Raw genomic sequence first — 24,715 nt, forward strand, 5'->3', positions numbered from 1 at the left:
AGCCCCGTGACGTCAACGAGAACCCAGGGGCTTGATGGGTCGTGGTCCAATCGCTGCATATTCGCACTTGCAGAAAGGGCGTCACGTGTCAGCGATTACCAATTGGGCTCGCAACATCACCTTTGCCGCAGAGCGGCTGCACCGGCCCGGCAGTGTTGATGAGTTGCGGGAGGTCGTCGGCAAGAGCGGGCACATACGGGTGCTCGGCAGCGGCCACTCGTTCAACCGGATCGCCGACGTGGACGCGGAGCGCGGCGGCACGCTCGTGTCGCTGGGCGCGCTGCCGAGCCGGATCGACGTCGACACCGCGGAGCGCACCGTCCGGGTCGGCGGCGGTGTGCGGTACGCCGAGCTGGCCGCCGCGCTGCACGCACACGGGCTCGCGCTGCCCAACATGGCCTCGCTGCCGCACATTTCCGTCGCCGGTTCGGTGGCCACCGGCACACACGGTTCGGGAAACGGAAACCGGTCGCTGGCCGAGGCCGTGCGGGCCGTGGAGATCCTGACCGGGGACGGGGAGCTGATCACGCTCGCGCGCGGGGACGCCGGTTTCGAGGGGGCGGTCGTCTCGCTCGGCGCGCTGGGTGTGGTGCTGTCATTGACGCTGGATGTGGAGCCGTCCTTCGATGTCGCGCAGCACGTCTTCCGTGAACTCCCCTTCCAGGGCCTGGACTTCGAGGCCGTGTCGGCCGCCGCGTACAGCGTCAGCCTGTTCACCGACTGGCGCGGGCCGCGCTTCGACCAGGTCTGGGTGAAGCGGCGGATGCCGGACGCGCTGGACTTCCCGTGGGCCGGGGCCGCCGTCGAGGCGCAGCACCCGGTGCCGGGGATGTCCGCCGTGCACTGCACCGAGCAGTTCGGGGTGCCGGGGCCCTGGCACGAGCGACTGCCGCACTTCCGGGCCGAGTTCACGCCCAGCAGCGGCGACGAGCTGCAGTCGGAGTACCTGCTGCCGCGCGAGCACGCCGTGGCCGCGCTCGCCGCCCTCGACGCGGTGCGCGAGCGGATCGCGGACGTGGTCCAGGTCTGCGAGGTGCGCACGGTCGCCGCGGACACGCAGTGGCTGAGCCCGGCGTACGGCCGGGACACGGTCGCGTTCCACTTCACGTGGGTGGCGGACACGGAGCGGGTGCTACCGGTCGTCTCGCTGGTGGAGGACCGGCTGCGGGAGTTCGGGCCGCGCCCGCACTGGGGGAAGGTCTTCACGGCGGATCCGGCGCGCGTCGCCGCCCGGTATCCGCGGGCGGCGGACTTCGTGGCGCTGGCCGAACGGCTCGACCCGGAGGGGAAGTTCAGCAACGCGTTCGTGCGGGGGCTGCTGCGTCGCGATGCGTGAGGGTGTGCGGGGCGACTTTTGAAAGCCCTTTCTCCAACCCCTTGTCGAAGTCCGTCCGGCGCTCCTAGCCTGACGGCATGAAGCGCACGTCCCGCGACATACGGACGGCGAACCGGTACGAGGTGCTGCGCCGCTGCCTCGACCGGCCCGCCGTCTCCCGGCAGGAGCTGGCCGCTGAGACGGGCCTCAGCTCGGCGACCGTCGCCACGCTCGTCGGGGAGCTGCTCGACCTGGGAATCCTGGTCACGGGCGGCTTCGTGGACTCGGCGGGCGGGCGGCCGCGCGGCCTCGTCTCGGTCGACGCGGGCCACGGTTCGCTCGTCGGCGTGGACGTCGCGGAGACGTATGTGCACGCCGAGCTGTTCGACCTGAACCTGCGGGTCGTCGCCCGCGCCGACCGTCAATTGCGGCCCGGTACACACGATCCCGGGCACGTGGTCGCCGTGATCGCGGACGCGGTCCGGGCGGTGCTCGACGCCAATACCGGCGGGCCCGTGCTCGGCGCCGGCGTCTGCATGCCGGGACTCGTCGACCGGCAGGGCGGCATCAGCGTGTACGCCCCGAACTGGGGCTGGCACGAAGCGGTGCCGCTGCGTGAACTCCTCGCCCAACACCTCGACGTACCGCTGTACCTGGACAATCCGCTGCGTGCGTCCACCGTCGCCGAGCTGTGGTTCGGGGCGGCGCGTGGGCGGGACGACGCGGTCGTCGTCAACCTCGGCACGGGTGTCGGTGCGGGGCTCGCGCTCGGCGGGGCGCTGCATCGGGGTGTCACCAACAGTGCGGGCGAGTGGGGGCACACCACGCTCGTGCTCGACGGGCGGCCGTGCCACTGCGGTGGCCGGGGGTGTGTGGAGGCGTACGTGGGGGCGCCCGGCATCATGCGCAACTTGCGGGAGCTGCACCCTGGTTCGCCGCTCCTCCATGCGGACGACCAGACCGCCACGGTCTCTGCCATCGGTCGCGCGGCGGCGGAGGGCTCCGCCGAGGCGCTGGATGTGGTGCGGGAGACCGCGCGGTATCTGGGCGCGGCAGTCGCCGATCTCGTCAATCTGCTCAATCCCGAGGTCGTGGTGCTCAGCAGTTGGGTCGCCGGGGCGTTGGGCGGGCCCCTGCTGGACGAGGTTCGCTCGGCCGTGGGCCGGCGTTCCCTCGCGGGGCCGTTCGCCGCCGCGGAGATCGTTCTTTCGCCCATTCCCACGGATCCGGTGAGCCTCGGTGCGGCGACGTTCGCGCTGGAGGGCGTGTTGGGCCGCACCGGGATCGACGCCTCGGGGCTCCGCCCCGGACCCCGCGCCTCAAACGCCGGCGGGGCTTGAATGTGCCGATCTCGACGTAAGGAACTCCATGCCCACGTCCATCGCCTACGTAACCGACACCTCTCCCGGCCACGGCGCTCTGCCGCCACGCGCCTGGTATGCCGAATCGTCCGCCACCTCGCTTTCCCTCAATGGCACTTGGGGCTTTCGTTTGTCGGCGACGGCCGACGCGCACGACGATTCCTTCGCCTCGCCGGGGTACGACGCCGGCAGTTGGAGCAGCGTCTCCGTGCCCGGGCACTGGGTGATGCAGGGGGACGGGGCGTTCGGGGGGCCGGCCTATACGAACGTCCTGTACCCGTTCCCCGTCGACCCGCCGCGCGTCCCCGACGAGAACCCGACCGGGGATCACCTGCGCGTCTTCGATCTGCCCGGCGACTGGCCCGGTGACGGCTCGGCCGTGGTCCGCTTCGACGGGGTCGAGTCCTGCGCGAAGGTGTGGCTGAACGGCACGGAGCTCGGCGAGTTCAAGGGGAGCCGGCTGCCGCACGAGTTCGAGGTCGGCCACCTGCTCGTCCCCACAGGCAACGTGCTCGCGGTCCGCGTGCACCAGTGGTCGTCCGGCTCCTACCTGGAGGACCAGGACCAGTGGTGGCTGCCCGGCATCTTCCGCGACGTGACACTTCTGCACCGCCCCGCGGGCGGCGTCCGGGACTTCTTCACGCACGCCTCGTACGACCACGCCACCGGCCGCGGCACCCTCCGCGTCGACAGCGACGTGGCGGGCCGGATCACCGTGCCGGAGCTGGGCGTCGACGTGGCCACCGGGGAGCCGGTGACCGTCGCCGTCGAGCCGTGGACGGCCGAGACGCCGCGCCTGTACGACGGCGAGCTCGCGACGTCCGGTGAGCGGGTGCCGCTGCGGATCGGCTTCCGTACCGTGGAGCTGTCCGACGGGCTGATCAAGGTCAACGGCACGCCGATCCTCTTCAAGGGCGTCAACCGGCATGAGTGGCACCCTGAGCACGGCCGCGCGCTCGACCTCGAAACCATGCGCCGCGACGTCGAGTTGATGAAGGCCCACAACATCAACGCCGTCCGCACCTCCCACTACCCGCCACACCCTGCCTTCCTCACCCTGTGCGACGAGTACGGGCTGTGGGTCATCGACGAGTGCGACCTGGAGACCCACGGGTTCGTCGAACAAGGCTGGCGGGACAACCCGGTTGACGACGAGCGCTGGACTCCGGCGCTGCTCGACCGGGCGGCCCGCATGGTCGAGCGCGACAAGAACCATCCGTCCATCGTCCTGTGGTCGCTCGGCAACGAGGCGGGCACCGGGCGCGGTCTCACCGCCATGGCCGAGTGGATCCGCGCACGCGACCCCGAGCGCCTCGTCCACTACGAAGGCGACATCAACTGCCGTGACACCGACGTCTATTCGCGCATGTACGCCGATCATGCCGAGGTCGAGCGGATCGGCCAGGGGCTCGACGGCGGGCCCGAGAGGCGCCGTGCGCTCCCCTTCATCCAGTGCGAGTACGCACACGCCATGGGCAACGGTCCCGGTGGACTCGCCGACTACCAGCGGCTGTTCGAGAAGTACGACCGGCTTCAGGGAGCGTTCGTCTGGGAGTGGATCGACCACGGGATCGCCGACGAGCGGTACGGATACGCGTACGGCGGCGACTTCGGCGAGGAGCTGCACGACGGGAACTTCGTCTGCGACGGGCTGCTGTTCCCCGACCGGACGCCGTCGCCGGGGCTCATCGAGTTCAAGAAGGTGATCGAGCCGGTACGGATCGAGGTCGACGAGGCGGCCAGGACCGTCCGCGTCACCAACCGCTACGACTTCCGCGACCTGTCCCACCTGGCCTTCGACTGGGCGTACGAGGTGGACGGCGAGGCCGTGGAGCGCGGCACGCTGACCGTGCCGCCCCTCACGCCCGGCGAGTCCGCGGATGTGAAGCTGCCGGCTCCGGCCGGGACCGACGGGTACTGGACGGTCCGCGCCCTGGACGGCGACGGCCGTGAGGTGGCGTGGGGACAGAACGATGTCGGAGTCGTACGCAACACCGCGACATCTTTCGGAGGACGTACCTCGGCGGCCGACGGGGTGATCACGCTCGGCCCCGCCACCTTCGACGCCCGCACCGGGGACCTCCGCACCATCGGCGACGTGACACTCGCCTCCGCTCCCCGGCTCGACGTGTGGCGTGCCCCCACGGACAACGACGACGGCGCGAGCTGGCAGAACGACGAGCGGCTCGGGCTGCTGTGGCGACAGTTCGGCCTGCACCGCATGCAACACCGGGTGGACGGCGTGGAGTTGGGCGATACCGCGCTGACGGTGCGCACCCGGGTCGGCCCGGCGAGCCGGGACATCGGCCTGCGGGCGACCTACCACTGGACGGCGGACGAGGAGCTCCTGCGGCTGACCGTGTCCGTCGCCCCGGAGGGCGACTGGCGGCTCCCCCTCCCCCGACTCGGCGTCCGACTCGGGCTCCCCGTAAGGGACTTGGGTGTGCGCTGGTTCGGCGGCGGGCCCGGTGAGGCCTACCCGGACACGCGCGAGGCGGCGCGGCTCGGCCGCTGGGAGTCGGACGTGGCCGCCCTGCACACCCCGTACGTACGACCGCAGGAGAACGGGGCTCGGATCGGTGTCCGCTGGGCGGAGCTCGGCGGCCTGCGCATCGAGGGCGAGCCCGCCTACGCCCTCACGGCCCGCCGCTGGACGACGCGGCAGCTCGACGCGGCCACGCACCGCACGGACCTGACACCCGGCGACACCCTGTGGGTCCACCTCGACCACGCACAACAGGGCATCGGCACACAGTCGTGCGGCCCCGGCGTCCTCCCGCAGTACCGACTCACACCGGAGCACGCCGAATTCTCTTTCGTCTTCGGGCAGTTGGCGTAGCCGTATGTGACGGCCGGGGCGGCGGTCCCATCGCCGCCCCGGCCGACCCGACGACCGCCGGGGCAGGGGCGTAGCGGCCGTCATGTACGCGAGTCGCCACCAGGGCGGGAACGTTGCCGCCGCCCATCCACGCGGGGCAACCGGTCCATGGATCCACAGTGACGCCAAGCCCTTCGAATCGACGCTTGGGCTACGCCCCCCGGCAGGTCACCGAGGGCCGAGCCGCTCGGGCAGCCGTTGCCAGTCTTCCATCGCTGCCGCGATGAGCGGCTCGACCTCCGCCGCGGTCAGCGCGACGGTCATGTCATGTAGACACGCGCAGTCCGCGGGGGCAATCCCTTGCAGCCCGCAGGTGACGATTCCGCAGATCTGTAACGCCCGTGCGGCAAGCACGAGTTGACTGTCGAACGGCAGCGTGACACGCCGGACGAGCTCACCGACGAAGGCCGCCATGGGTTCCGTCCCGCCAGATCGACGGACCGCGTCCGCCACTCCGTCGCGCAGATACGCGTGCGTGCTCGACTTGAGCAATTCGCGCGCTGCAACGGCGAGTTCATCACACCCGCGCGACCTTCGCTGTTCGCTGACGAGGGCACGCCAGGCCGCCTCCGACGTGTACTCGGCAGCGCGGGCCGCGATCGCGTCGACCGCTCCCTTGTCGAGAATGTCGGCCCACAGGGCTGCCCCCGCGTCGACGCCCCCGGCTCGGCGCCCGGCATCTGCGGGCGCGCGGCGCCTCGGCCGTCCGGTGAAGCGGCCCCCGCCCACGTGAAAATGGCACCACACCTTGTCCTGCCGCACGCGACGACGACAGGACGTGCGCTTCTTCGTCTCCGCACCGCACAGGTGGCCCATGCGTCGAGTGTCAAAATCCGACACGCGCCCCGCAACACTGAGCCTGCGGCACCATCGACAACCGGTCGCGACCTCCTGTCCGAAACAGGTCCCCCGCGAGACTTCACCGATCCCCACCGGCCGCCGACCGCCAATGCCGCCCCATCGAACGCTCCCTCACACTCGTCCGCCGGCCTCCCCTGTCCGCCCGTATTCGACGGAATCCGTTCTACCGTCCGCCCATTGATCGACGCGGCCCGTCAACAGTCGCTCACGCAGCGCCCGAACCGTGATCGTGGTGCCCGATCGCTGTGGCGGCTCAGGACCGGCGCCGGCCAGTGAATGCCGGGCCCCAGCGCGCACCGCCCTGCCCCGGTTGACATCATGGACGGGTGAACTTCCGGTCGATCTACAGTCACGGTTTCGCGCGGGTCGCCGCGTGCACCGGCCACGCCGCCATCGCCGACCCGCGCACCAACGCGGAGGCCGTCCTGCGCCAGGGCCGCCGCTGCGCCGAGGACGGAGTCGCCGTCGCCCTCTTCCCCGAGATGGGCCTGTGCGGCTACTCCATCGAGGACCTGGTGCTCCAGGACCCGGTGCTCGACGAGGTGGAGCAGGCGCTCGCCGACATCGTCACGGGCTCCGCGGATCTCCTCCCGGTCCTCGTGGTGGGCGCGCCCCTGCGGCACCGCAACCGCATCTACAACTGCGCGGTCGTCGTGCACCGAGGCCGGATCCTCGGCGTGGCGCCCAAGTCGTACCTCCCCACCTACCGGGAGTTCTACGAGAAGCGCCAGATCGCGGCGGGCGACGACGAGCGCGGCGGCACGATCCGGGTCGGAGGCACGGAGGTCCCCTTCGGCACGGACCTGCTCTTCGCTGCCGAGGACGTCCCCGGTCTGGTCCTGCACGCCGAGATCTGCGAGGACATGTGGGTCCCCGTGCCCCCCAGCGCGGAAGCCGCCCTCGCCGGCGCGACCGTTCTCCTCAACCTCTCCGGCAGCCCGATCACCGTCGGCCGCGCAGAGGACCGCAAACTCCTCTGCCGCTCCGCGTCGGCCCGCTGCCTGAGCGCCTATGTGTACGCGGCGGCCGGAGCGGGAGAGTCCACCACGGATCTGTCCTGGGACGGGCAGACCATGATCTTCGAGAACGGGGTGCTGCTCGCCGAGACGGACCGCTTCCCGCTCGGCGACCAGCACGCGGTGGCCGACGTCGACCTCGACCTGCTGCGCCAGGAGCGCCAGCGCATGGGCACGTTCGACGACAACCGCCGCACACACGCGGCGCGCACCGGCGACTTCCGCCGTGTGGACTTCCACCTGGACCCGCCCACCAGCACGGACCTGGGTCTCAAGCGCCGCGTCGAGCGCTTCCCGTTCGTCCCCGCCGACGCCGAGCGCCTGGCCCAGGACTGCTACGAGGCGTACAACATCCAGGTCTCCGGCCTGGTCCAGCGGCTGGGCGCGATCGGCGGCCCCAAGATCGTCATCGGCGTCTCCGGCGGCCTCGACTCGACGCACGCCCTGATCGTCGCGGCCCGCGCGATGGACCGGGCGGGCCGCCCGCGCACCGACATCCTCGCCTTCACGATGCCGGGCTTCGCGACGGGCGAGCACACCAAGTCCAACGCGCACGCGCTCATGAAGTCGCTCGGCGTCACGGCCGCCGAACTCGACATCACGGACACCGCGCGCCTGATGCTCCGCGAGATGAACCACCCCTTCGCGGACGGCGAGCCGGCGTACGACGTCACCTTCGAGAACGTCCAGGCGGGCCTGCGCACCGACTACCTGTTCCGGCTCGCCAACCAGCGCGGCGGCATCGTCCTCGGCACCGGCGACCTGTCCGAGCTGGCGCTCGGCTGGTGCACGTACGGCGTCGGCGACCAGATGAGCCACTACAACGTCAACGGCGGCGTGCCCAAGACGCTCATCCAGCACCTCATCCGCTGGGTCGTCAGCAGCGACCAGTTCGGCGACGAGGCCGGGAGGATCCTCACCGCGATCCTCGACACGGAGATCAGCCCCGAGCTGGTCCCCGGCGAGGAGCTGCAGTCCACCGAGTCGAAGATCGGCCCGTACGCGCTGCACGACTTCACGCTCTACTACGTGCTGCGGTACGGCTTCCGCCCGTCCAAGATCGCGTTCCTGGCGTGGCACGCCTGGCGCGACGTGGAGGCGGGCGCCTGGCCCCCGGGCTTTCCGGACGAGGACCGGGGCGCGTACACGCTGGCGGAGATCAAGCACTGGCTCGAGTACTTCTGCCGCCGCTTCTTCCAGTTCGCGCAGTTCAAGCGGTCCGCGATGCCGAACGGGCCGAAGGTCTCGGCGGGCGGTTCGCTCTCGCCGCGCGGCGACTGGCGCGCCCCGTCCGACGGCAACGCGCGGGTGTGGCTGAGGGATCTGGAGCGGTGGGAGTGGCCCGAGGGAGCGTAGTCACCGGGGACTGTGACGTCTGACGACGATATTTCCGCCGTCAGGCGTCACAGTCCCCCTCACGTCACACCCACCGGGCCCGCCCGGAACGTGCGGCGGTACGCCTGCGGGCTGACCCCGATGGTGGCGTGCAGGTGCTGCCGCAGCGACGTGCCGGTGGCGAAGCCGACCTCCGCCGCGATGCGGTCCACCGGGAGGTCCGTGGATTCCAGCAGGTGGCGGGCCCTGTGCACGCGCTGGCGGATCAGCCAGCGGCCGGGGCTCGTGCCCGTCTCCTCCTGGAAGCGGCGGGCGAAGGTGCGCGGGCTCATCCGGGCGTGCTCGGCCAGCTCCCGTAGCGCGAGCGGCTGGTCGAGGCGCTCCAGGGCCCAGGCACGGGCGGGGGCGGTGCCGCTGTCGCCCTCGTCGGGCACGGGCTGCTCGATGTACTGGGCCTGACCGCCCTCGCGCCACGGCGGGACGACGCAGCACTTGGCCACGTAGTTGGCGAGGGCGCTGCCGTGGTCGGAGCGCACCAGGTGCAGGCAGACGTCGAGGCCGGAGGCCGCGCCCGCGGACGTCAGTACGTCGCCGTCCTCGACGAACAGCACGTCCGGGTCCAGGGCGACGTGCGGGAACATCCGGCGGAAGCGGTCCGCGAGCGCCCAGTGGGTGGTGGCGCGCCGGCCGTCGAGCATCCCGGCCTCGGCGAGCGCGAACGCTCCCGTGCAGATGGAGACGGTGCGGGCGCCGGGCCTGATCCGGGCGAGCGCGGCCCGTTCGGCGGCGGGCAGCGGGTCGGCGATGCGCGCCATGTCGTACGGCGGAACGATCACGGTGTCCGCGGTCTCCAGCGCCTCCGGGCCGTGCGCGACGGTGATCGTGAAGTCGGCGTCCGTGCGTACGGTGCGGCTCTCTGTCGCGGCGCAGGTCAGCACCTCGTAGGCGGCGCCCGCCGAGCCGAAGACCCGCTTCGGGATGCCGAGCTCGAACGGGTAGACCCCGTCGAGCGCGAGCACGACCACGCGGTGCGGTGAACTTTCGGGCGTTTCCCTCATGGCACGATCCTATCGCTGGATGACCATCTTGCCATTGCCCGGTTCCGCTTCCGTGGCGCAGGCTGGCCTCATGAGCGACAAGAACACCACCACCATGAAGGCCATCAGCCAGGACACCCTCGGGGCGCCCGACGTGCTCCAGGAGGTCGAGGTTCCGCGGCCGAAGCCGGGCATCGGGCAGATCGTGGTCGCCGTGCACGCGGCGGGCCTGAACCCGACGGACTACAAGCACCGCACCTCCGGGCTCTTTCTCGGCAAGCCGCCGTTCACGCTCGGCTGGGACGTGTCCGGGGTCGTCGAGGCGGTCGGCCTCGGCGTCGCCCTGTTCAAGCCGGGCGACGAGGTGCTCGGCATGCTGCCGTATCCGTACGGGGCCGGTTCGCACGCCGAGTACGTGGCCGGGCCCGCCCGCGCCTTCGTGCCGAAGCCCGAGGGGCTGAGCCATGTCGAGGCGGGCGCGCTGCCGCTCGTCGGACTCACCGCTTGGCAGGCCCTCGTGGACGTCGCCCAACTGGAGGCGGGACAGCGGGTGTTGATCCAGGCCGCGGCCGGCGGCGTGGGGCACGTGGCGGTGCAGATCGCCAAGGCGCGCGGCGCGTACGTGATCGGGACCGCGTCGGCCGCCAAGCACGAGTTCGTACGGGGGTTGGGCGCGGACGAGGTCGTCGACTACCGCACCACGGACGTCGCGGCCGAGGTCCGTGACATCGACGTCGTGCTCGACACCCTGGGCGGTGAGGACCGGCTGCGCTCCCTGGATGTGCTGAAGCCGGGTGGCATTCTCGTCTCGCTGCTGCCGGGCCAGTTCGACGACGTCGCGGCGCGCGCCGCCGAGCTGGGGGTGCGGGCGACGGACATGCTCGTCGAGCACGACCAGGCGGGGATGCGGGCCGTCACCGGACTCGTCGAATCGGGCCGTCTCACGGTGCACGTGGCGGACACGTATCCGCTGGCCGAGGCCGCGAAGGCGCACGCGGAAGGCGACACGGGGCGGGTGACGGGGAAGCTCGTGCTCACGGTGCGGCCGTAGCCTCGGCCCGCTCCGGAGGCACGCTCAGCGTGGCCAGCGTCGCCCGGACCGTCGACAGGAGAGTGCGGCGGTCCTGGGCCCTGCTCAGGACCCGTAGGCCGTAGTACGCGCTCTGCACCTGGCGGGCCAGGGTGCGCGTGTCGATGTCCGTGCGGAACTCGCCCGCGCCCTGCCCCGCCGCGACGACCGCATGGATCGCGCCCTCGACCCGGTCGAAGGTGCGGCGCACCACCCGCTTGACGTCGGGGTCGTGCGCCGCCGCCTCGATCGCGGCGTTGATGGCGAAGCAGCCGTGCGGGTCCGCCGCCGCGGCCGCGAGGTCGGTGTCGACGGCGTGCACCATGAGAGCGCGCAGCCGGCGGCCCGCCGGACCGGGCCCGGCCAGGATCTCCATCTGCTCGGCGGTCGCGGTGTCGTGGTAGCGCTCCAGCGCGCGCAGGTACAACTGCCGCTTGCCGCCGAAGGTGTTGTAGAGGCTGGAGGGCCCGAGCCCGGTGCTGTCGCACAGGTCGCGCGTGGACGTCCCCTCGTACCCGTGCCGCCAGAACGTGTCCATCGCCGCGCCGATGACGCGCTCCTCGTCGAACTGCCGTGGCCTCGCCATACCGCCAGCCTACGAGTTTTGGATTACTGGTACAAAACTCCGGGCGCGCTCCAGCCGCGCCGCCCACAGCACGCCCGCCAGACCCACCACCGCGAGTGACGCCCCCACCCACGCCACGGACGCGTACCCGAGGCCCGCGTCGATCGAGAGCCCGCCGAGGAGCGGAGCGAGGGTGTTGCCCACGTTGAAGGCCGCCGTGTTGGTGGCGCCGACGAGGGTGGGCGCGGCGGGCGCGAGGGTGAACACGCGGGACTGGAGGGCTGGGTTGGTGACGTACCCGGCCACGCCGAGCGCGAAGACGAGGGCGACGACGACGATCGCCGTGTGCGCGGCCATCGCGAGCAGCGCCGAGATCACGGCGAGGGCCGCGAGCCCCCAGCCGAGCGTGGCCAGCGGGGCGGCGTGCGCGGTGCGGCCGCCGACGACGAGGCCGAGCAGCCCACCCGCACCGAAGAGGGCGAGCAGGACGGGCACCCAGGCGTCGCGGATACCGGTCACGTCGGTGAGCAGGGACGCCAAATAGCTGAAGGTCACGATGACCGCACCGAAGGTGAAAGCGGTGATGGCATAGGAGAGCCAGAGGGCGGGACGGGCCATGCCTCGCAACTCCGCCCGGACCGAGCGGGCCCCCCGCGCGCCCCGGTCCGCGGGTAGTGCGAGGAGGGTGCAGATCGCGCTGATCAGGGTCGCGGCGGCCACCGCCCAGAACGCGGCGCGCCAACTGGCGTACTGACTCAGGACGGTTCCCGCGGGGACGCCCACGATCGTGGCGAGGGTGAGGCCGCCCGCGACCACGGCGACCGCGCGGCTCTTGGCGCTCGCGGGCACCAGTGTGACGGCGGTGGCGATAGCGACGGCCCAGAACCCGGCGTACGCGAGGGCGCCGATCACCCGGGTCGCGAACAGCAGGCCATAGCCGGGGGCGAGCGCTCCGACGGCGTGCGCCGCCACGAACACCACCTGGAGCCCGACGAGCGCAGCGCGGCGCGGCAGGCGCAGCGTCGCCACGGCGAGCAGAGGCGCGCCGATGACCATGCCGAGCGCGAAGGCCGAGATGAGCAGCCCCGCGTCGGGAATGGAGACGCCCAGGTCGGCTGCTATGTCCGGGAGCAGCCCGGAGAGCATGAACTCGGACGTGCCTTGCGTGAAGATGCCGAGACCCAGGACATAGACGGCGAGTGGCACGGGTTCTCTTCCTTTCCCTGTCGTTCCCGAGCGCGCGCCCCGTCCACTTCTCACTCCGAGCGTTTTGGAGCGCACGCTTCATAACTAGCGCGGCGACGACCCGCCGCACCCTCACCGCAGGACGCTCACATGTTCTGGAGCGGTCGCTCCAAAATGAGGGCGGCCGTGCGGGAATACCCGTGGCGGACCCCGGGTTCGATCACCCCGTAACTGGCGGCGTACGTCCAGGGGCGGGCCGTCGTCGATCTGTGGGCCGGCGACGGCATCGACGGGTCGACCCTGCTGCCCGTCCACTCCAGCAGCAAGGGCGCCGCGCACCTGGTGGTGGCACTGCTCGTGCAGGAGGGCGTGCTCGATCTGGATCGCCAAGTGACCTTCTACTGGCCCGAGTTCGTGGGTGGAGGCAAGGAGCGGCTGACGCTGCGCGAGCTGATCGCGCACCGTTCGGGCCTGATCGGTGTCGACGGCGGGTTCACCCTGGAGGTGCTGGCGGACGACCGCGTCGCCGCCGCCCGCCTCGCCGGGCAGCGACCGTTCTGGGAGCCGGGGACGGCGTACGGCTATCACGCGCTGACCATCGGGGCCCTGACGGGTGAGGTGGTGCGCAGGGCGACGGGTCGCACGCTCCAGGAGGTCTACGAGGAGCGGATCCGGGCGCCGCACGGCCTCGACCTGTGGCTGGGGCTCCCGGAAGCCGAGGAGGCACGGTTCCGGCCCACCCGGCCGATGGCTCCGACGCCCGGGCAACAGGCACTCCTGGCCACGAACCGGCCCCCGGCCGAGGGCCTCCTGCCCATCGCGTTCAACCGGGCCACCGACCCGTCCTTCGACATCGTCGACTACGCCAACTCCCGTACGGTGCGCGCCCTCGGGCCCGCATCCGGTGGCGGCGTGGGCACCGCGCGCGGGCTCGCCCGGCTGTACGCGGCGGCGCTCAGCGGGGTCGACGGGGCGCCCGCGCTGCTGAAGCCGGAGACGGTCGCGGAGTTCACGGAGCGCCACTGGACGGGCACCGACGGGGTGACGGGCGAGCCGGACCACTTCACGCTCGGCTTCGAGACGGAAGGAGTGCGCTACCCGGTCCTGGACGCCACCGCGTTCGGCCACTCCGGGGCCGCGGGCTCCGAAGCGTTCACGGACCCGCGCACCGGCCTGGCCTACGGCTACACCCGCCGCCGCTTCGCCTTCCCGGGCGGCGCGGCACCGGAGAACCAGCGGCTCGTCGCGGCGGTGGCGCGGGCGACCGAGAAGGCCGCCCGCTGGCACCTCAGCGCATCAACTTCCCGCGGGCGAGACCCTGTTCGCGCAGTCGGTCCCGGACGGACCGCGCGAACTCCGTGGCGCCACACACCGAGATCGTCGTCAACGACACGTGGACGTCCGCGATCCCCACGCCGCCGACCCGCCGGCCCGGTCCGTCGGTTAGCGTCGGCGTCATGACCAGCAACTCCTTCACCCGCGCCCTCGCCGGAGACGTGCTCGTTCTCGACGGCGGCCTGTCCAACCAGCTGGAGGCCGCCGGGCACGATCTGAGCGACGAGCTGTGGTCGGCCCGGCTGCTCGCCGAGGAGCCGGAGGCGATCGTCGCGGCGCACCGCGCGTACTACGAGGCGGGCGCGAATGTCGCCATCACGGCCAGCTATCAGGCCACGTTCGAAGGGTTCGCGCGGCACGGCATCGGGCGGGAGAAGGCGGCCGAACTCATGGTGTCCAGCGTCGAGTTGGCGCGTGCGGCGGCTGCCGCCACCGATACCGACCGACCCCTGTGGACGGCCGCGTCCGCGGGGCCGTACGGGGCGATGCTCGCCGACGGGTCGGAGTACCGGGGGCGGTACGGGCTGAGCGAGGAGGAGCTGTACTCCTTCCATCGGCCCCGCCTTGAGGTGCTCGCGGGGGCCGCGCCGGATGTGTTCGCCCTGGAGACCGTGCCCGACGCGGACGAGGCGCGGGCCCTGCTGCGGGCGGTGCGCGGGCTCGGGGTGCCGGCCTGGCTGTCGTACAGCGTCGACGGCGCGCACACCCGCGCCGGGCAGCCGCTGGAGGAGGCGTTCGCGGTCGCCGCGGACTCGGAGGAGGTCGTCGCGGTCGGCGTCAACTGCTGCGCTCCGCGCGACGTCGAGCCCGCCGTGCGCCTCGCGTCCCGCGTCACCGGCAAGCCCGTCGTCGTCTACCCCAACAGCGGCGAGGAGTGGGACGCCGAGGCGCGCGCCTGGACGGGCAGCGCCACGTCCGCCCCGGAACAGGTGACCGCGTGGCGGGACGCCGGGGCCCGGTTGATCGGGGGCTGCTGCCGGGTCGGGCCCCGAGCCGTGGCGGGGATCGCGGCGGCGCTCGACCACTGAGCCACGGGCGCGCGGAAAACCCTAAGGCCTGCGTGCCGCCCAGCGGATCGCCCCCGCCAGATGCGCCCGGAAGGCCGGATCGTCGTACGCCGCGAGCCGCTCACGCCCGGTGGGTGTGAGCACGTCACCGCTGGTGGAGAGGAAGACGACGGAGTCGGGCCCGGCGTCGAGCCCCGCCTCGAAGTCGGCCGGGTCCTCGGTGTGCCGCACGGCGAAGCCGGGTGTGCGCAGGGCCCGGACGGCGTGCGGGATGGAGTCGTGGCGGTAGTCGGTGGTGCGGGTGTGCACGAGCGTGGCGGCGGGCATGCCCGGATGTCAGTGGGGCTCGCGCTCCCCCTGGTCGAGGCGGAACGGCGGATAGGTGTCCGTCATCAGCCCCGCGTACGCCGCCACCCGCGCCGCCCAGCGGTGCAGGCCGATGTTGAAGTCGTACATGCCGCGCGGGTAGACGCCGGTGAAGAGCAGGGAGACGGCGGCGAAGAACGTGAGCAGTCCCGCGACACCGCCCGCCGTGCTGGAGCCGCCCACGAGCAGCGACACCATCAGCAACTGGGGCAGCACGAGCAGCCACCACTTGACCAGGACCAGGCCGCGCGACAGGTGCTCGGGGTAGACGACATCGAGGCGGGCCGGATAGTCGGGGACGGGCCCGAGCGTGAACGGAGGGTAGCGGTCGGTGCCGAGGGTTCCGTACGTGTAGTAGCCGACGCGCCAGGTCCAGCGCATCACACCGACGTTGAAGTCGAAGAGGAGACGTGGGTAGCGGGTCGTGAACAGGATCGCGAACAGTGCGACGAGCGTGGTGAGGGAGGAGCCGATGAACAGGAGGACGAGGACGAGGTAGTGCGGCAGGGCGAGCAGCCACTTCACCAGCCACAGCCATCGGGACACGGCCGGATCGTAATCGGCTTCCAGGGTGACCGGGTGCGCGGGGATCGCGGTGGTGGCGAGGAACTCGTTTTCTGCCATATGCCTCGTGTACGGCGGTTTCGGCCCGCGCGCAAGGAGGGACGGAAGGTGTCCGTTTCGTACAAGACCCGGGCGTGCCCGCGGCGTTCCTGGCGGACCAGTTCGGGACGCTGCTCGACGGGCGGAACGCCTCGGTGAGCGGCGACGTGCGGCGGGTGCTCGGGCGCGGCGCGGGCACGTTCGGGGAGTTCGCGGAGCGGGAGGCTGCGGCCGGCGCCTGGAAGTAGCCGGGGCGGCCGGGGGCGACGGGCCCCGGTCAGTCCTCCTCGTCCGGCGTCCCGTCACCGTTCTTGCGGACGGTGCGCAGACGGGACGTGACGTCCTCCGGGGGCAGGAACTTCGACCAGCGCTCCGGGAACTCGGACGGCATACCGGGGTCGTCGCCGTCCTCCAGCTCCTCGTCGTCGTCCGGGAAGTCGAGGGCGGCCGCCCGTGCCACCTGCTCGGCGGCGGCCGCCGTGCGGACGCGCTCGTTCGCGGCGCGCGCCGCCCCCGTCGCGACCGAAGGCCACACCCGGTCGATGGCGGCGTTCACCGCGGCGCCGACGAGCACCGCGAACGCCGAGACCCCGATCCACAGCAGCACGGCGACCGGCGCGGCGAGGGAGCCGTAGATGGTCGGCCCCTCGATGGTGTTGGTGAGGTAGAGGCGCAGCAGGAAGCTGCCGGGGATCCACATCGCGAGCGACACGAGAGCACCCGGCACGTCCTCGATCCACGGCGAACGCACCGGCACGGACACGTGGTAGAGCGTCGTGAGGAACGCGATGGACAGCACGAGGACCACGGGCCAGTAGAAGATCTGGACGAGGGACTGGGACCAGGGCACGAGACCGATCACCGCGTCCGGGCCCGCGATCATCAGCGGCAGCGCTATCGCGCCGACGACGAGCCCCACCAGGAAGAGCAGGAAGGCGAGCAGCCGCGTCTTCACGATGCCGCGCACGCCGTCGAGGCCGTACATCACGGTCACCGTGTCCACGAACGTCGACACCGCGCGCGAGCCCGACCACAGCGAGAGCAGGAAGCCGATGGAGATGACGTCGGGCCTGCCGCCCTTGATGACGTCGTCCAGGATCGGTTCTGCGATCTCCTTCACGCCCTGGTCGGTGAGGACCGTGCGGGAGGCCTCCAGGATGTTGTCGCGGACGCCCGCGATGGTGTCCGCGCCGGTCCAGGTGTCGACGTACGCGAGCAGTCCCACCAGGGACAGCAGCAGCGGCGGCACCGACAGGAGGGTGAAGAACGCCGCCTCGGCCGCGAGGCCCAGGATGCGGTACTCCATGCACGAGTTGACGGTGTCCTTGAGGAGCAGCCACGCCGTCTTCCGTTTTGAGACGTTGTGATAGAGGACACGCGCCCGGTGAAGACGTCCGGACGGCGGTTCGGGGGATCCACTTGCTGGCTGCACGCCTCAACGGTATCCGTCGGGAGGGACGGCGTCCGACGTCAGGCCCGGCCTGTGGTGGGGTTTGCGGTGGCGCGGGTAGGTTCGACAGACATGGCAGGCAGCACGCATACCGTCACCAACCAGGCCCCTCCGCTCGTCGGATACGACGTCTTCCGGGCCGACCACGCCCTGACGCAGGGTCTGAAGCGGCATCTGGACCCGGCACTTCTGGACGAGACCCTCGCGGACCTCACACTTCTCGGTCGCACGGCCGGGTCGGCGCAGGCCCAGGAGTGGGGTCGGCTCGCGAACGAGAACCCCCCGCGCCTTCGCACCCACGACCGCTACGGCCACCGGATCGACGAGGTGGAGTTCCATCCGGCCTGGCACCGGCTCCTGGGCAAGGGTGTGTCGGCGGGGCTCACGTCGGCGTGGACGCGGCCGGGCGGTCATCTGCGGCGCGCCGCCGCGTTCCTGGTGTGGTCGCAGGTGGAGGCGGGGCACCTGTGCCCGCTGTCGATGACGCACGCGGCGGTGCCCGCGCTACGCGCGGAGCCGGAACTCGCCGCCGTGTGGGAGCCCCTCCTCACCTCCACGGTCTACGACTCCGGGATGCGCCCCGCGGGGCGGAAGGCCGGCGCCCTCTTCGGCATGGCGATGACGGAGAAGCAGGGCGGCAGCGACGTACGGGCCCATACGACGCGGGCCGTACCGCTGTCCGAGGCCGGGACGTACGCGCTCACCGGACACAAGTGGTTCTGCAGCGCGCCGATGTCGGACGGATTCCTGGTCCTGGCGCAGACCGGCGCCGGACCCACCTGTTTCCTCGTGCCGCGCGTCCTGGAGGACGGCACACGCAACGCGTTCGCTCTCCAGCGCCTCAAGGACAAACTGGGCAACCGGTCCAACGCGTCGGCCGAGGTCGAGTTCGACGGGACGTGGGCGCGCCGGGTCGGCGAGGAGGGGCGCGGGGTGCGCACCATCATCGAGATGGTGTCGGCGACCCGGCTCGACTGCGTGCTCGGCTCCGCGGCCCTGATGCGCCAGGCCGTGGCGCAGGCGACGCACCACTGCGCGCACCGCGAGGCGTTCGGCGCGAAGCTGGCCGACCAGCCGCTGATGAGCAACGTCCTGGCGGATCTGGCCCTGGAGTCGGAGGCCGCGACGACGCTCGCGCTGCGGCTCGCGGCGGCGTACGACGACGGGGGCGAGCAGGAGCGGGCCTTCCTGCGGATCGCGCTGCCGGCGGCCAAGTACTGGGTGACGAAGCGCTGTACGCCGCTGGTGACGGAGGCCCTCGAATGCCTCGGCGGCAACGGGTACGTGGAGGAGTCCGGCATGCCGAGGCTGCTGCGCGAGTCACCGCTGAACTCGATCTGGGAGGGCGCGGGGAACGTACAGGCCCTCGACGTCCTGCGGGCGTTGCAGCGGGAACCGCAGGCGCTCAACGCGTTCCTGATCGAGATCGGCAAGGCGCGCGGCGCCGATCACCGGCTCGACGCGGCGGTGAAGGGTCTGCTGACCGAACTCGGCGATCTTGACGGCATCGAGGCGCGGGCGCGGCGGATCGCGGAGCGGATCGCGCTGGTGCTGCAAGGTTCGCTGCTCGCGCGGTACGGGCCCGACGACGTGTCGGACGCGTTCTGCGCGGCGCGGTTCGGGGGCGACAGGGGCGCGGGGTTCGGAACGCTGCCGCACACGCTGGACCTGGCGGCGCTGGCGGAGCGGGCACGCCCGCGGCTGTGACGGTCGGATCCGGGCGTCCGGACACTGACGCGGGGATGGTGCTGCGCCGACACGGCACCATCCCCGCTCAGCAGGCCCCCTAGAGGAGCTCGAACGCCGCATCGCGGCGGCGTTGCTCCCATCTTCAAACTCCGCACGGATGTTCACCAGGGTTGCAGGGGGTTGCAACGTTCCTCGGGAAGGCCCACGCCCGCGCGGTTCCTCAGGGCAGGATGGACGCAACTCCCCACAACCGAGGTTCTCCCCATGAACAAGGACTCGACGATCGACCTCGCACGGTTGTCCGCCATGGACGTGGCGCACTCTTCCCGGCTGCTCAAGGGGGTGCGCGACGCCACGCTCTCGGGGCTGCGCCCACGGGTGCGCCCGCGACCGGTGATCGGGGACTCCTGGCGGCGGATGCTTCGGGACGGCGTCGACCCGGACCTCGACGTCCGGGCGGGGCTGCTCACCGCGGAGGAGCTGGAGGAGAAGCGGCAGACCTCGCCGCTCTTCCCCCTCCTGCCGATGCTGCGCGAGGCGCTGGTGGCGGTGGCCGACGCGGCGCAGCACATCATGGTGATCAGCGACGCCGACGGCCGGATCCTGTGGCGCGAGGGACATCCCGGGGTGCTGCGCATGGCCGACAGACTCGGCTTCCAACTGGGCGCGCACTGGGCGGAGGACGTCGTTGGCACGAACGGGATCGGTACGCCGCTGGTGGCCCGCCGTCCCGTGCAGGTCTTCTCCGCCGAGCACTTCGTGCAGTCGCAGCACCCGTGGATCTGCACGGGCGCCCCGATCACGGATCCGCGCGACGGGCGGGTCCTCGGGGTCGTGGACGTCAGCGGGCCGATGGACACGCTGCATCCGGCGACGCTGTCCTGGGTGCACTCGGTGGCCCAGCTCGCGGAGGCGCGGCTGCGCGAACAGTTGCAGGGGAGCCTGGAGCGGCTGCGTTCGGTCGCCGCGCCGGTCCTCGCCCGGATGAGCGGGCGGGCGCTCGCGGTCGACCCGTTCGGCTGGACGGCGGCGGTCACCGGGATGCCGCCGGTGGACCGGGTGGCGCTGCCCAAGTCCCTCGCGGAGGGCTGCTGCTGGATCCCCGCGCTCGGGGCCTGCAACGTGACTCCGCTGCCCGGGGGCTGGCTCCTCATGGTGGACGAGGAGCCCCGGCCGCTCGGCGCGACCCGCATAGCGCTCGACGTGAGCCGCCCGCGGCGCTGGTCCCTCGAGGTGTCGGGGGCCGCGGCCACCTGGGCCCACGAACTGAGCCCGCGGCACGCCGAGTTGCTGTTCGTCCTGGCGCTGCACCCGGCGGGACGCAGCGCTTCCGCGCTGGCCGACGACCTGTTCGGCGACGGGACCCGTACGGTGACGGTGCGCGCCGAGATGTCCCGCGTCCGCCGCTACCTCGGCGCCCTCCTCGCCCACCGCCCCTACCGCTTCGCGGACGACGCGAACGTGACCATCCACCTCCCCGACGACCCCCGCGACCTCCTCCCCCACTCCGTCGCACCGGCGGTGTCGGCGGCCCGAACCCGATCAAGCCCGGGTGGCGACCAATCAAGCCCCGCCGGCGATTGAGGCGCGGGGTCCGGGGCAGAGCCCCGATCTTTCAAGCCCCGCTCTTGTGACGAGAGCCCGCGGGGTCCGGGGCAGAGCCCCGCGGCCGCAACCCCGGTGCCGCCCTACCCCGCGGCCAGCGCGAGCAGCTTCAGATACGCCTCCACCTCCCACGCCGCCCGCCCCACAAACAACCCCCGCACCCCCGGCAACCCAAGCAACCACGGCGCGTTACCGAGGTCGACCGACCCCCCGTACAGCACGGCCCGCACCGGAAGTTCCGCAAGAGCCTCAAGCGCAGGCGCGATCTCCTCGGGGCGAGGCGGCCGCCCGCCGGCCCCGATCGCCCACACCGGCTCGTAGGCGAGCAACACCGCACCGGGGTCCGCCTGCCCTTCAAGCGCCGCCAAAGCCTGCGCCCGCACGACATCCGCACCCCGCCCCGCGTCCCGCGCCACCGCATCCTCACCGACGCACACCAACGGCGTGAGCCCATGCCGCAACGCCGCCGCCGTCTTGAGCCGCACCGTCTCATCGGTCTCCCCGAAGTGCGCCCGCCGCTCCGAGTGCCCGATCTCCACAAGCCGGGCACCGGCATCCGCGGCCTGCGGCACGGAGACCTCCCCGGTCCAGGCGCCCTCGTCCTCCCAGTGGGCGTTCTGCACGCCGGTCAGGACGGCCGAGCCGGGCCCGAGCGCGTCGGCGACGACGGACACAGCCGTCGCCGACGGAATCAGGAAGGGCCGCACGCCCTCGATGCCGTCCCCGACCGCCGCCCGGACGCGCGCCGCGTAACCCGCCGCCTCGGAACGGGTCTTGGTCATCTTGAAGCTGGTCCCGATCCAGCGGCTCACGCGCTGTCCTCCTGCTCGTACGTGCTGATGGCGGCGACCTTCGCGGCCGATGCGGAGTGCGGGTCGAAAGTGTAGGTGAGCCATTCGCGGGCCAGTCGGCGGGCGAGTTCCAGGCCGATGACGCGCTGGCCGAGGCAGAGGACCTGGGCGTCGTTGGAGAGCACCGCGCGTTCCACGGAGAAGGAGTCGTGGGCGGTGACGGCGCGGATGCCGGGGACCTTGTTCGCTGCGATGGCGACGCCGAGTCCGGTGCCGCACACGAGCAGCGCCCGGTCGGCGCGGCCCTCGGCGACGAGCCGCGCCGCGTCGACGGCGACGTGCGGGTAGGCGGTGTCCTCGCCGCCGGGCGTGATGCCCACGTCGATGACCTCGGACACGGCCGCGCTGTCCTTGAGGTCGGCCTTGAGCGCTTCCTTGTAGTCGAGTCCCGCGCTGTCGCAGCCGACGACCACGCGCAAGGTGTTCATGCGTCCTCCTGAGGGGCCAGTGCCGTGACGATGAGGGCGAAGGAGACGGCTCCCGGGTCGGGGGTGCCGAGGGTGCGGTCCCCGTGGGTGCGGGCGCGGCCGAGGCGGGCCGTCATGTGCGCGGTCTCCTCGGCGGCTCGGGTCGCGGCAAGGGCGGCTGCCGCCCAGCCGTCGTGCGGGAGGCGTTCGGCGAAGGGGACGGCGGCGTCGACGAGCGTCTTGTCACCGGGCCGCGCCCCACCGATCCGTACGATCGCGTCGACCGACTCCCGTACGGCGCGCACGAGTTGGGCGTACGTCACCGGGTCCCGGTCACCGGCGACCGCGCCCGCGGCGGTGAGGGCGGCGGCCCACAGCGCACCCGATGTGCCGCCCGCGCCGTCGGACCATGCCTCGCCCGCCCGAACGAGGAGGGTGCCCGCCCCCGCGCCCGCGGCGAGTGCCCGGTCGGCGGCCGCGCAGGCGGCGTCGGCGCCGCGGCGCATGCCGATGCCGTGATCGCCGTCGCCGCCCACCGCGTCCAGGGCGCCGAGCCGTTCCTCGTGCGTGGCGATGGTGGCGCGGAGGGTGCGCAGAGCGTCGGCGACGCGGGCGGCTGAGCGGCGGGATTCGGGGGTGCCCGGCGTCGGCTCCGGCGGGCTCGCGGTCGTGGTGAGGTCGTCGGTTCGGGTGGGGCGCGGCCCGAGGTGGCCACGCCGGAACGCGGGGGCGAGGGCGGGGGCCTGCCACAGCTCCGCGAGTTCGTCGTCCTTTTCGAAGAAGGTCAGGGTGAGGGAGAGGCCCGCCATGTCGAGGCTCGTGACGTGTTCGCCGACCTCGGGGGCGACGGGCTCGATGCCGGCGGCGGCGAGCCGCTCCGCGACCCTGCGGTAGACGACGAACAGCTCCTCGTACTTGGTGGCACCGAGCCCGTTGAGGAGGACCGCGGCGCGCCGCGCGCCGTCGGGCACCTCCTTCAGTACGCCGTCCAGGAGCCGGTCGGCGATCGTGTCGGCGTCCGTCAACTCGGCTTCGTCCAGGCCGGGTTCGCCATGGATACCGAGACCGAGGGCCATCCGCCCCGAGGCGACGGAGAACAGCGGACGGGGCGCGCCGGGGAGCGTGCAGCCGTCGAAGGCGTAGCCGAGGGTGCGGGTGGCGTCGTTGGCGCGGCGGCCGATTTCCTCCACCTCGTCGAGGGTGTCGCCGCGCTCGGCGGCCGCGCACATGACTTTGAAGACCAGCAAGTCACCTGCTATGCCCCGCCGTTCGGCCGGATCGGTGTGCGAGGCGATGTCGTCGGTGACCGTGCGGATGCGGACGTCGATGCCCTCGGCGCGCAGGCGCCCCGCGGCCTCGCCGAAGTGCAGGACGTCGCCCGCGTAGTTGCCGAAGCCGAAGAGGACTCCCCCGCCGTTCTCGGCGGCCCGCGCCACGGACGCGATCTGCCCGGCCGACGGTGACGCGAAGATCTCGCCGCAGGCCGCGCCGTGGGCGAATCCGGGCCCGACCCAGCCGGCGAACGCCGGATAGTGGCCGCTGCCGCCGCCGAGGACGACGGCGACCTGCCCCGGCGGGGTCGCGGAGGCGCGGACGACGCCGCCGTGCACGGGGCGTACGAGGTCGGCGTGCGCGGCGGCGAAACCGCCGAGCGCCTGCCGGGCGAACTGCCGGGCGTCGTTGACCAGCGGTGCCATCCGAGTCACTCCCCGAGGCGGGCGCGCAGGACGCGCCGCAGGTAGTCGCGGTTGGCCGCGGAGACACCCAGGCCGTCGCCGCCGTAGTGCTCCACGCAGATCGGGCCGTCGAAGCCGCACTCCAGGGCCATCGCGAGGGCGCGCCGGTAGTCGATCACACCGCCCTCGCAGGGCGCGGGGTGGGTGAAGTAGGCGCCGGTGGCCAGGTCGTGATCGCGGTAGTAGTTCTTGATGTGCCAGTAGTTGGTGTGCGGGAGGGTCTTGCGCAGCATCGACTGCCAGTCCTCGATGGGGCGGTGCAGTCGGACGAGGTTTCCGATGTCGGGGTTGAGTCCGACGTTCGGGAGTCCGATGTCGGTGGCGAGGGACACCGCGCTGTCGGCGGTGCCGAGGTAGGTGTCCTCGTACATCTCCAGGGACAGGCGTATGCCGTGCCGGCCGGCGCGTTCGCCGAGTTCGCGCAGTCGGGTCACCGCGAGCTCCCAGGTGCGGAAGTCGCCGATCGGGTCGGTGGCGCCGGGCTCGTGCCAGAACCACAGGGCTTCCTGCTGCTGCGCCGTCAACTCCCGGTGCAGGCCCACCGATACGACTCCGATACCGAGGTCGGCCGCCGCGTCGATCGTGCGCAGGAGGTATGCGAGGTGGGTGCGGGCCGCGTCCTCGTCGGGGTCGATGACGCTGCGGCGGATCGCGGAGATCGCGGTGACGCCGAGGTCCGACTCCTTGAGCACGCGGGAGAGTTCGGCCCTGCGGTCGGCGTCGAGGTCGCCGGGGCGCACCCAGCTGTCGGTGAGGTCGACGTGGTCGAAGCCCTCGCCCGCCACCTCGCCGAGAACCGAACTCCACTGCCTCGTAGGCGCGTTGTGGGCGTCGGGGAACTGGAGGAGTGCGGCTCCGATGGGCCAGTCACGGGCGGCGGTGAACGGCGGTGCGGTTGGGGCGACTTGTGCGGGGCGGGGCATGGGCGACTCCCTCGTCGGCCGGGCGATCCACGCTGGAACTCACACTGGGAACTCACGCTGACAATCCCTTTGGATCGTAGACCCTATAGGATCTATTCAGTCTGCGACAGACTGTCCGCAC

20 protein-coding genes and 1 pseudogene are annotated in these 24,715 nt (G+C 72.1%); 10 read left to right on the top strand and 11 right to left on the bottom strand.

The annotated features are described in order from the left end of the window. Window positions 1–34: 34 nt before the first annotated feature. From ACIRHA_RS12710 to ACIRHA_RS12720, 3 genes are all read left to right on the top strand, one after another. Window positions 35–1,336, top strand: coding sequence for an FAD-binding protein (locus ACIRHA_RS12710; protein ID WP_403843689.1), 1,302 nt, complete (start codon window positions 35–37; stop codon window positions 1,334–1,336). Between the two features lie 77 nt (window positions 1,337–1,413). Then, a complete protein-coding gene (locus ACIRHA_RS12715; protein ID WP_403843692.1) occupies window positions 1,414–2,655 on the top strand; it encodes an ROK family protein in 1,242 nt (413 codons plus the stop codon). Between the two features lie 28 nt (window positions 2,656–2,683). After that, the gene (locus ACIRHA_RS12720; protein ID WP_403843696.1) at window positions 2,684–5,515 is read left to right on the top strand and encodes a glycoside hydrolase family 2 TIM barrel-domain containing protein; all 2,832 of its coding nucleotides are present in this window, start codon (window positions 2,684–2,686) and stop codon (window positions 5,513–5,515) included. A 207-nt stretch (window positions 5,516–5,722) separates the two neighbouring features. On the opposite strand, the gene ACIRHA_RS12725 is transcribed toward ACIRHA_RS12720, so the two are convergent. Continuing rightward, window positions 5,723–6,370 (bottom strand): hypothetical protein, encoded by a 648-nt coding sequence (locus ACIRHA_RS12725; RefSeq protein WP_403843698.1) that lies wholly within the window; start codon window positions 6,368–6,370, stop codon window positions 5,723–5,725. Window positions 6,371–6,741: 371 nt separating this feature from the next. Between ACIRHA_RS12725 and ACIRHA_RS12730 the strand changes: the two genes are divergently transcribed. Then, window positions 6,742–8,787 (top strand): NAD(+) synthase, encoded by a 2,046-nt coding sequence (locus ACIRHA_RS12730; protein ID WP_403843701.1) that lies wholly within the window; start codon window positions 6,742–6,744, stop codon window positions 8,785–8,787. 59 nt (window positions 8,788–8,846) lie between these two features. Here ACIRHA_RS12730 and ACIRHA_RS12735 read toward each other — a convergent pair whose 3' ends face one another. After that, window positions 8,847–9,824: a GlxA family transcriptional regulator gene (locus ACIRHA_RS12735; protein ID WP_403843703.1), complete on the bottom strand. Its 978-nt coding sequence runs from the start codon at window positions 9,822–9,824 to the stop codon at window positions 8,847–8,849. Between the two features lie 70 nt (window positions 9,825–9,894). On the opposite strand from ACIRHA_RS12735, the gene ACIRHA_RS12740 reads away from it, so the two are divergent. Further along, complete coding sequence (locus tag ACIRHA_RS12740; protein ID WP_403843706.1) at window positions 9,895–10,854, top strand: NADP-dependent oxidoreductase; 960 nt, start codon at window positions 9,895–9,897, stop codon at window positions 10,852–10,854. Here the strand turns inward: ACIRHA_RS12740 and ACIRHA_RS12745 are convergent. Together ACIRHA_RS12745 and ACIRHA_RS12750 are read right to left on the bottom strand one after the other, a co-directional pair. Next, entirely contained in the window at window positions 10,838–11,458 is a 621-nt protein-coding gene (locus ACIRHA_RS12745) for a TetR/AcrR family transcriptional regulator (protein WP_403843708.1), read from the bottom strand. The genes ACIRHA_RS12740 and ACIRHA_RS12745 overlap by 17 nt on opposite strands. Window positions 11,459–11,467: 9 nt before the next feature. Continuing rightward, window positions 11,468–12,643, bottom strand: a complete 1,176-nt coding sequence (locus ACIRHA_RS12750) for a Cmx/CmrA family chloramphenicol efflux MFS transporter (RefSeq protein WP_403843710.1) — start codon at window positions 12,641–12,643, stop codon at window positions 11,468–11,470. Between the two features lie 210 nt (window positions 12,644–12,853). Here ACIRHA_RS12750 and ACIRHA_RS12755 point away from each other — a divergent pair, with 210 nt between their 5' ends. Beyond that, entirely contained in the window at window positions 12,854–14,083 is a 1,230-nt protein-coding gene (locus ACIRHA_RS12755; protein WP_403844477.1) for a serine hydrolase domain-containing protein, read from the top strand. Next, window positions 14,080–14,985 carry a homocysteine S-methyltransferase gene (gene mmuM / locus ACIRHA_RS12760; protein WP_403843713.1) on the top strand — a complete coding sequence of 302 codons (906 nt, stop codon included), beginning with the start codon at window positions 14,080–14,082 and terminating at the stop codon, window positions 14,983–14,985. Before ACIRHA_RS12755 ends, mmuM begins: the two co-directional genes overlap by 4 nt. Window positions 14,986–15,069: 84 nt before the next feature. Here mmuM and ACIRHA_RS12765 read toward each other — a convergent pair. Together ACIRHA_RS12765 and ACIRHA_RS12770 are read right to left on the bottom strand one after the other, a co-directional pair. Further along, window positions 15,070–15,291: pseudogene (locus ACIRHA_RS12765) on the bottom strand (ThuA domain-containing protein); the annotation flags it as partial. Window positions 15,292–15,300: 9 nt separating this feature from the next. Then, complete coding sequence (locus tag ACIRHA_RS12770; protein WP_403843715.1) at window positions 15,301–15,954, bottom strand: DUF4389 domain-containing protein; 654 nt, start codon at window positions 15,952–15,954, stop codon at window positions 15,301–15,303. Window positions 15,955–16,028: 74 nt separating this feature from the next. On the opposite strand from ACIRHA_RS12770, the gene ACIRHA_RS12775 reads away from it, so the two are divergent. Beyond that, window positions 16,029–16,181, top strand: coding sequence for a hypothetical protein (locus ACIRHA_RS12775; protein WP_403843718.1), 153 nt, complete (start codon window positions 16,029–16,031; stop codon window positions 16,179–16,181). A 29-nt stretch (window positions 16,182–16,210) separates the two neighbouring features. Here the strand turns inward: ACIRHA_RS12775 and ACIRHA_RS12780 are convergent, their stop codons facing one another. After that, window positions 16,211–17,365, bottom strand: coding sequence for a YihY/virulence factor BrkB family protein (locus ACIRHA_RS12780; protein WP_403843720.1), 1,155 nt, complete (start codon window positions 17,363–17,365; stop codon window positions 16,211–16,213). Window positions 17,366–17,455: 90 nt separating this feature from the next. Here ACIRHA_RS12780 and ACIRHA_RS12785 point away from each other — a divergent pair, with 90 nt between their 5' ends. Together ACIRHA_RS12785 and ACIRHA_RS12790 are read left to right on the top strand one after the other, a co-directional pair. Continuing rightward, window positions 17,456–19,090, top strand: coding sequence for an acyl-CoA dehydrogenase family protein (locus ACIRHA_RS12785; protein ID WP_403843722.1), 1,635 nt, complete (start codon window positions 17,456–17,458; stop codon window positions 19,088–19,090). A gap of 246 nt (window positions 19,091–19,336) precedes the next feature. After that, a complete protein-coding gene (locus ACIRHA_RS12790) occupies window positions 19,337–20,656 on the top strand; it encodes a GAF domain-containing protein (RefSeq protein WP_403843724.1) in 1,320 nt (439 codons plus the stop codon). Between the two features lie 104 nt (window positions 20,657–20,760). Here the strand turns inward: ACIRHA_RS12790 and ACIRHA_RS12795 are convergent, their stop codons facing one another. The 4 genes from ACIRHA_RS12795 to ACIRHA_RS12810 are packed head-to-tail and all read right to left on the bottom strand — an operon-like array spanning window position 20,761 to window position 24,594. Next, entirely contained in the window at window positions 20,761–21,489 is a 729-nt protein-coding gene (locus tag ACIRHA_RS12795; RefSeq protein ID WP_403843726.1) for a triose-phosphate isomerase, read from the bottom strand. Further along, window positions 21,486–21,956, bottom strand: coding sequence for a ribose-5-phosphate isomerase (locus ACIRHA_RS12800; RefSeq protein ID WP_403843729.1), 471 nt, complete (start codon window positions 21,954–21,956; stop codon window positions 21,486–21,488). The genes ACIRHA_RS12795 and ACIRHA_RS12800 overlap by 4 nt, the downstream gene beginning before the upstream one ends. Beyond that, entirely contained in the window at window positions 21,953–23,632 is a 1,680-nt protein-coding gene (locus ACIRHA_RS12805) for a dihydroxyacetone kinase family protein (protein WP_403843731.1), read from the bottom strand. Before ACIRHA_RS12805 ends, ACIRHA_RS12800 begins: the two co-directional genes overlap by 4 nt. Window positions 23,633–23,637: 5 nt before the next feature. Continuing rightward, window positions 23,638–24,594 carry a sugar phosphate isomerase/epimerase family protein gene (locus tag ACIRHA_RS12810; RefSeq protein ID WP_403843734.1) on the bottom strand — a complete coding sequence of 319 codons (957 nt, stop codon included), beginning with the start codon at window positions 24,592–24,594 and terminating at the stop codon, window positions 23,638–23,640. Window positions 24,595–24,715: the final 121 nt, after the last annotated feature.

Source organism: Streptomyces sp. NPDC102360, from assembly GCF_044766085.1.
In the GTDB taxonomy this organism is placed as follows: Bacteria; Actinomycetota; Actinomycetes; order Streptomycetales; family Streptomycetaceae; genus Streptomyces.

Bases quoted from the DNA above. Each gene is read 5' to 3' on its own strand.
- ACIRHA_RS12785 (WP_403843722.1), top strand. From the start codon at position 17,456: ATGGCAGGCAGCACGCATACCGTCACCAACCAGGCCCCTCCGCTCGTC.
- ACIRHA_RS12710 (WP_403843689.1), top strand. From the start codon at position 35: ATGGGTCGTGGTCCAATCGCTGCATATTCGCACTTGCAGAAAGGGCGT.
- ACIRHA_RS12805 (WP_403843731.1), bottom strand. From the start codon at position 23,632: ATGGCACCGCTGGTCAACGACGCCCGGCAGTTCGCCCGGCAGGCGCTC.
- ACIRHA_RS12790 (WP_403843724.1), top strand. From the start codon at position 19,337: ATGAACAAGGACTCGACGATCGACCTCGCACGGTTGTCCGCCATGGAC.
- mmuM (WP_403843713.1), top strand. From the start codon at position 14,080: ATGACCAGCAACTCCTTCACCCGCGCCCTCGCCGGAGACGTGCTCGTT.
- ACIRHA_RS12720 (WP_403843696.1), top strand. From the start codon at position 2,684: ATGCCCACGTCCATCGCCTACGTAACCGACACCTCTCCCGGCCACGGC.
- ACIRHA_RS12810 (WP_403843734.1), bottom strand. From the start codon at position 24,594: ATGCCCCGCCCCGCACAAGTCGCCCCAACCGCACCGCCGTTCACCGCC.
- ACIRHA_RS12740 (WP_403843706.1), top strand. From the start codon at position 9,895: ATGAGCGACAAGAACACCACCACCATGAAGGCCATCAGCCAGGACACC.
- ACIRHA_RS12800 (WP_403843729.1), bottom strand. From the start codon at position 21,956: ATGAACACCTTGCGCGTGGTCGTCGGCTGCGACAGCGCGGGACTCGAC.
- ACIRHA_RS12770 (WP_403843715.1), bottom strand. From the start codon at position 15,954: ATGGCAGAAAACGAGTTCCTCGCCACCACCGCGATCCCCGCGCACCCG.
- ACIRHA_RS12715 (WP_403843692.1), top strand. From the start codon at position 1,414: ATGAAGCGCACGTCCCGCGACATACGGACGGCGAACCGGTACGAGGTG.
- ACIRHA_RS12745 (WP_403843708.1), bottom strand. From the start codon at position 11,458: ATGGCGAGGCCACGGCAGTTCGACGAGGAGCGCGTCATCGGCGCGGCG.
- ACIRHA_RS12735 (WP_403843703.1), bottom strand. From the start codon at position 9,824: ATGAGGGAAACGCCCGAAAGTTCACCGCACCGCGTGGTCGTGCTCGCG.
- ACIRHA_RS12725 (WP_403843698.1), bottom strand. From the start codon at position 6,370: ATGGGCCACCTGTGCGGTGCGGAGACGAAGAAGCGCACGTCCTGTCGT.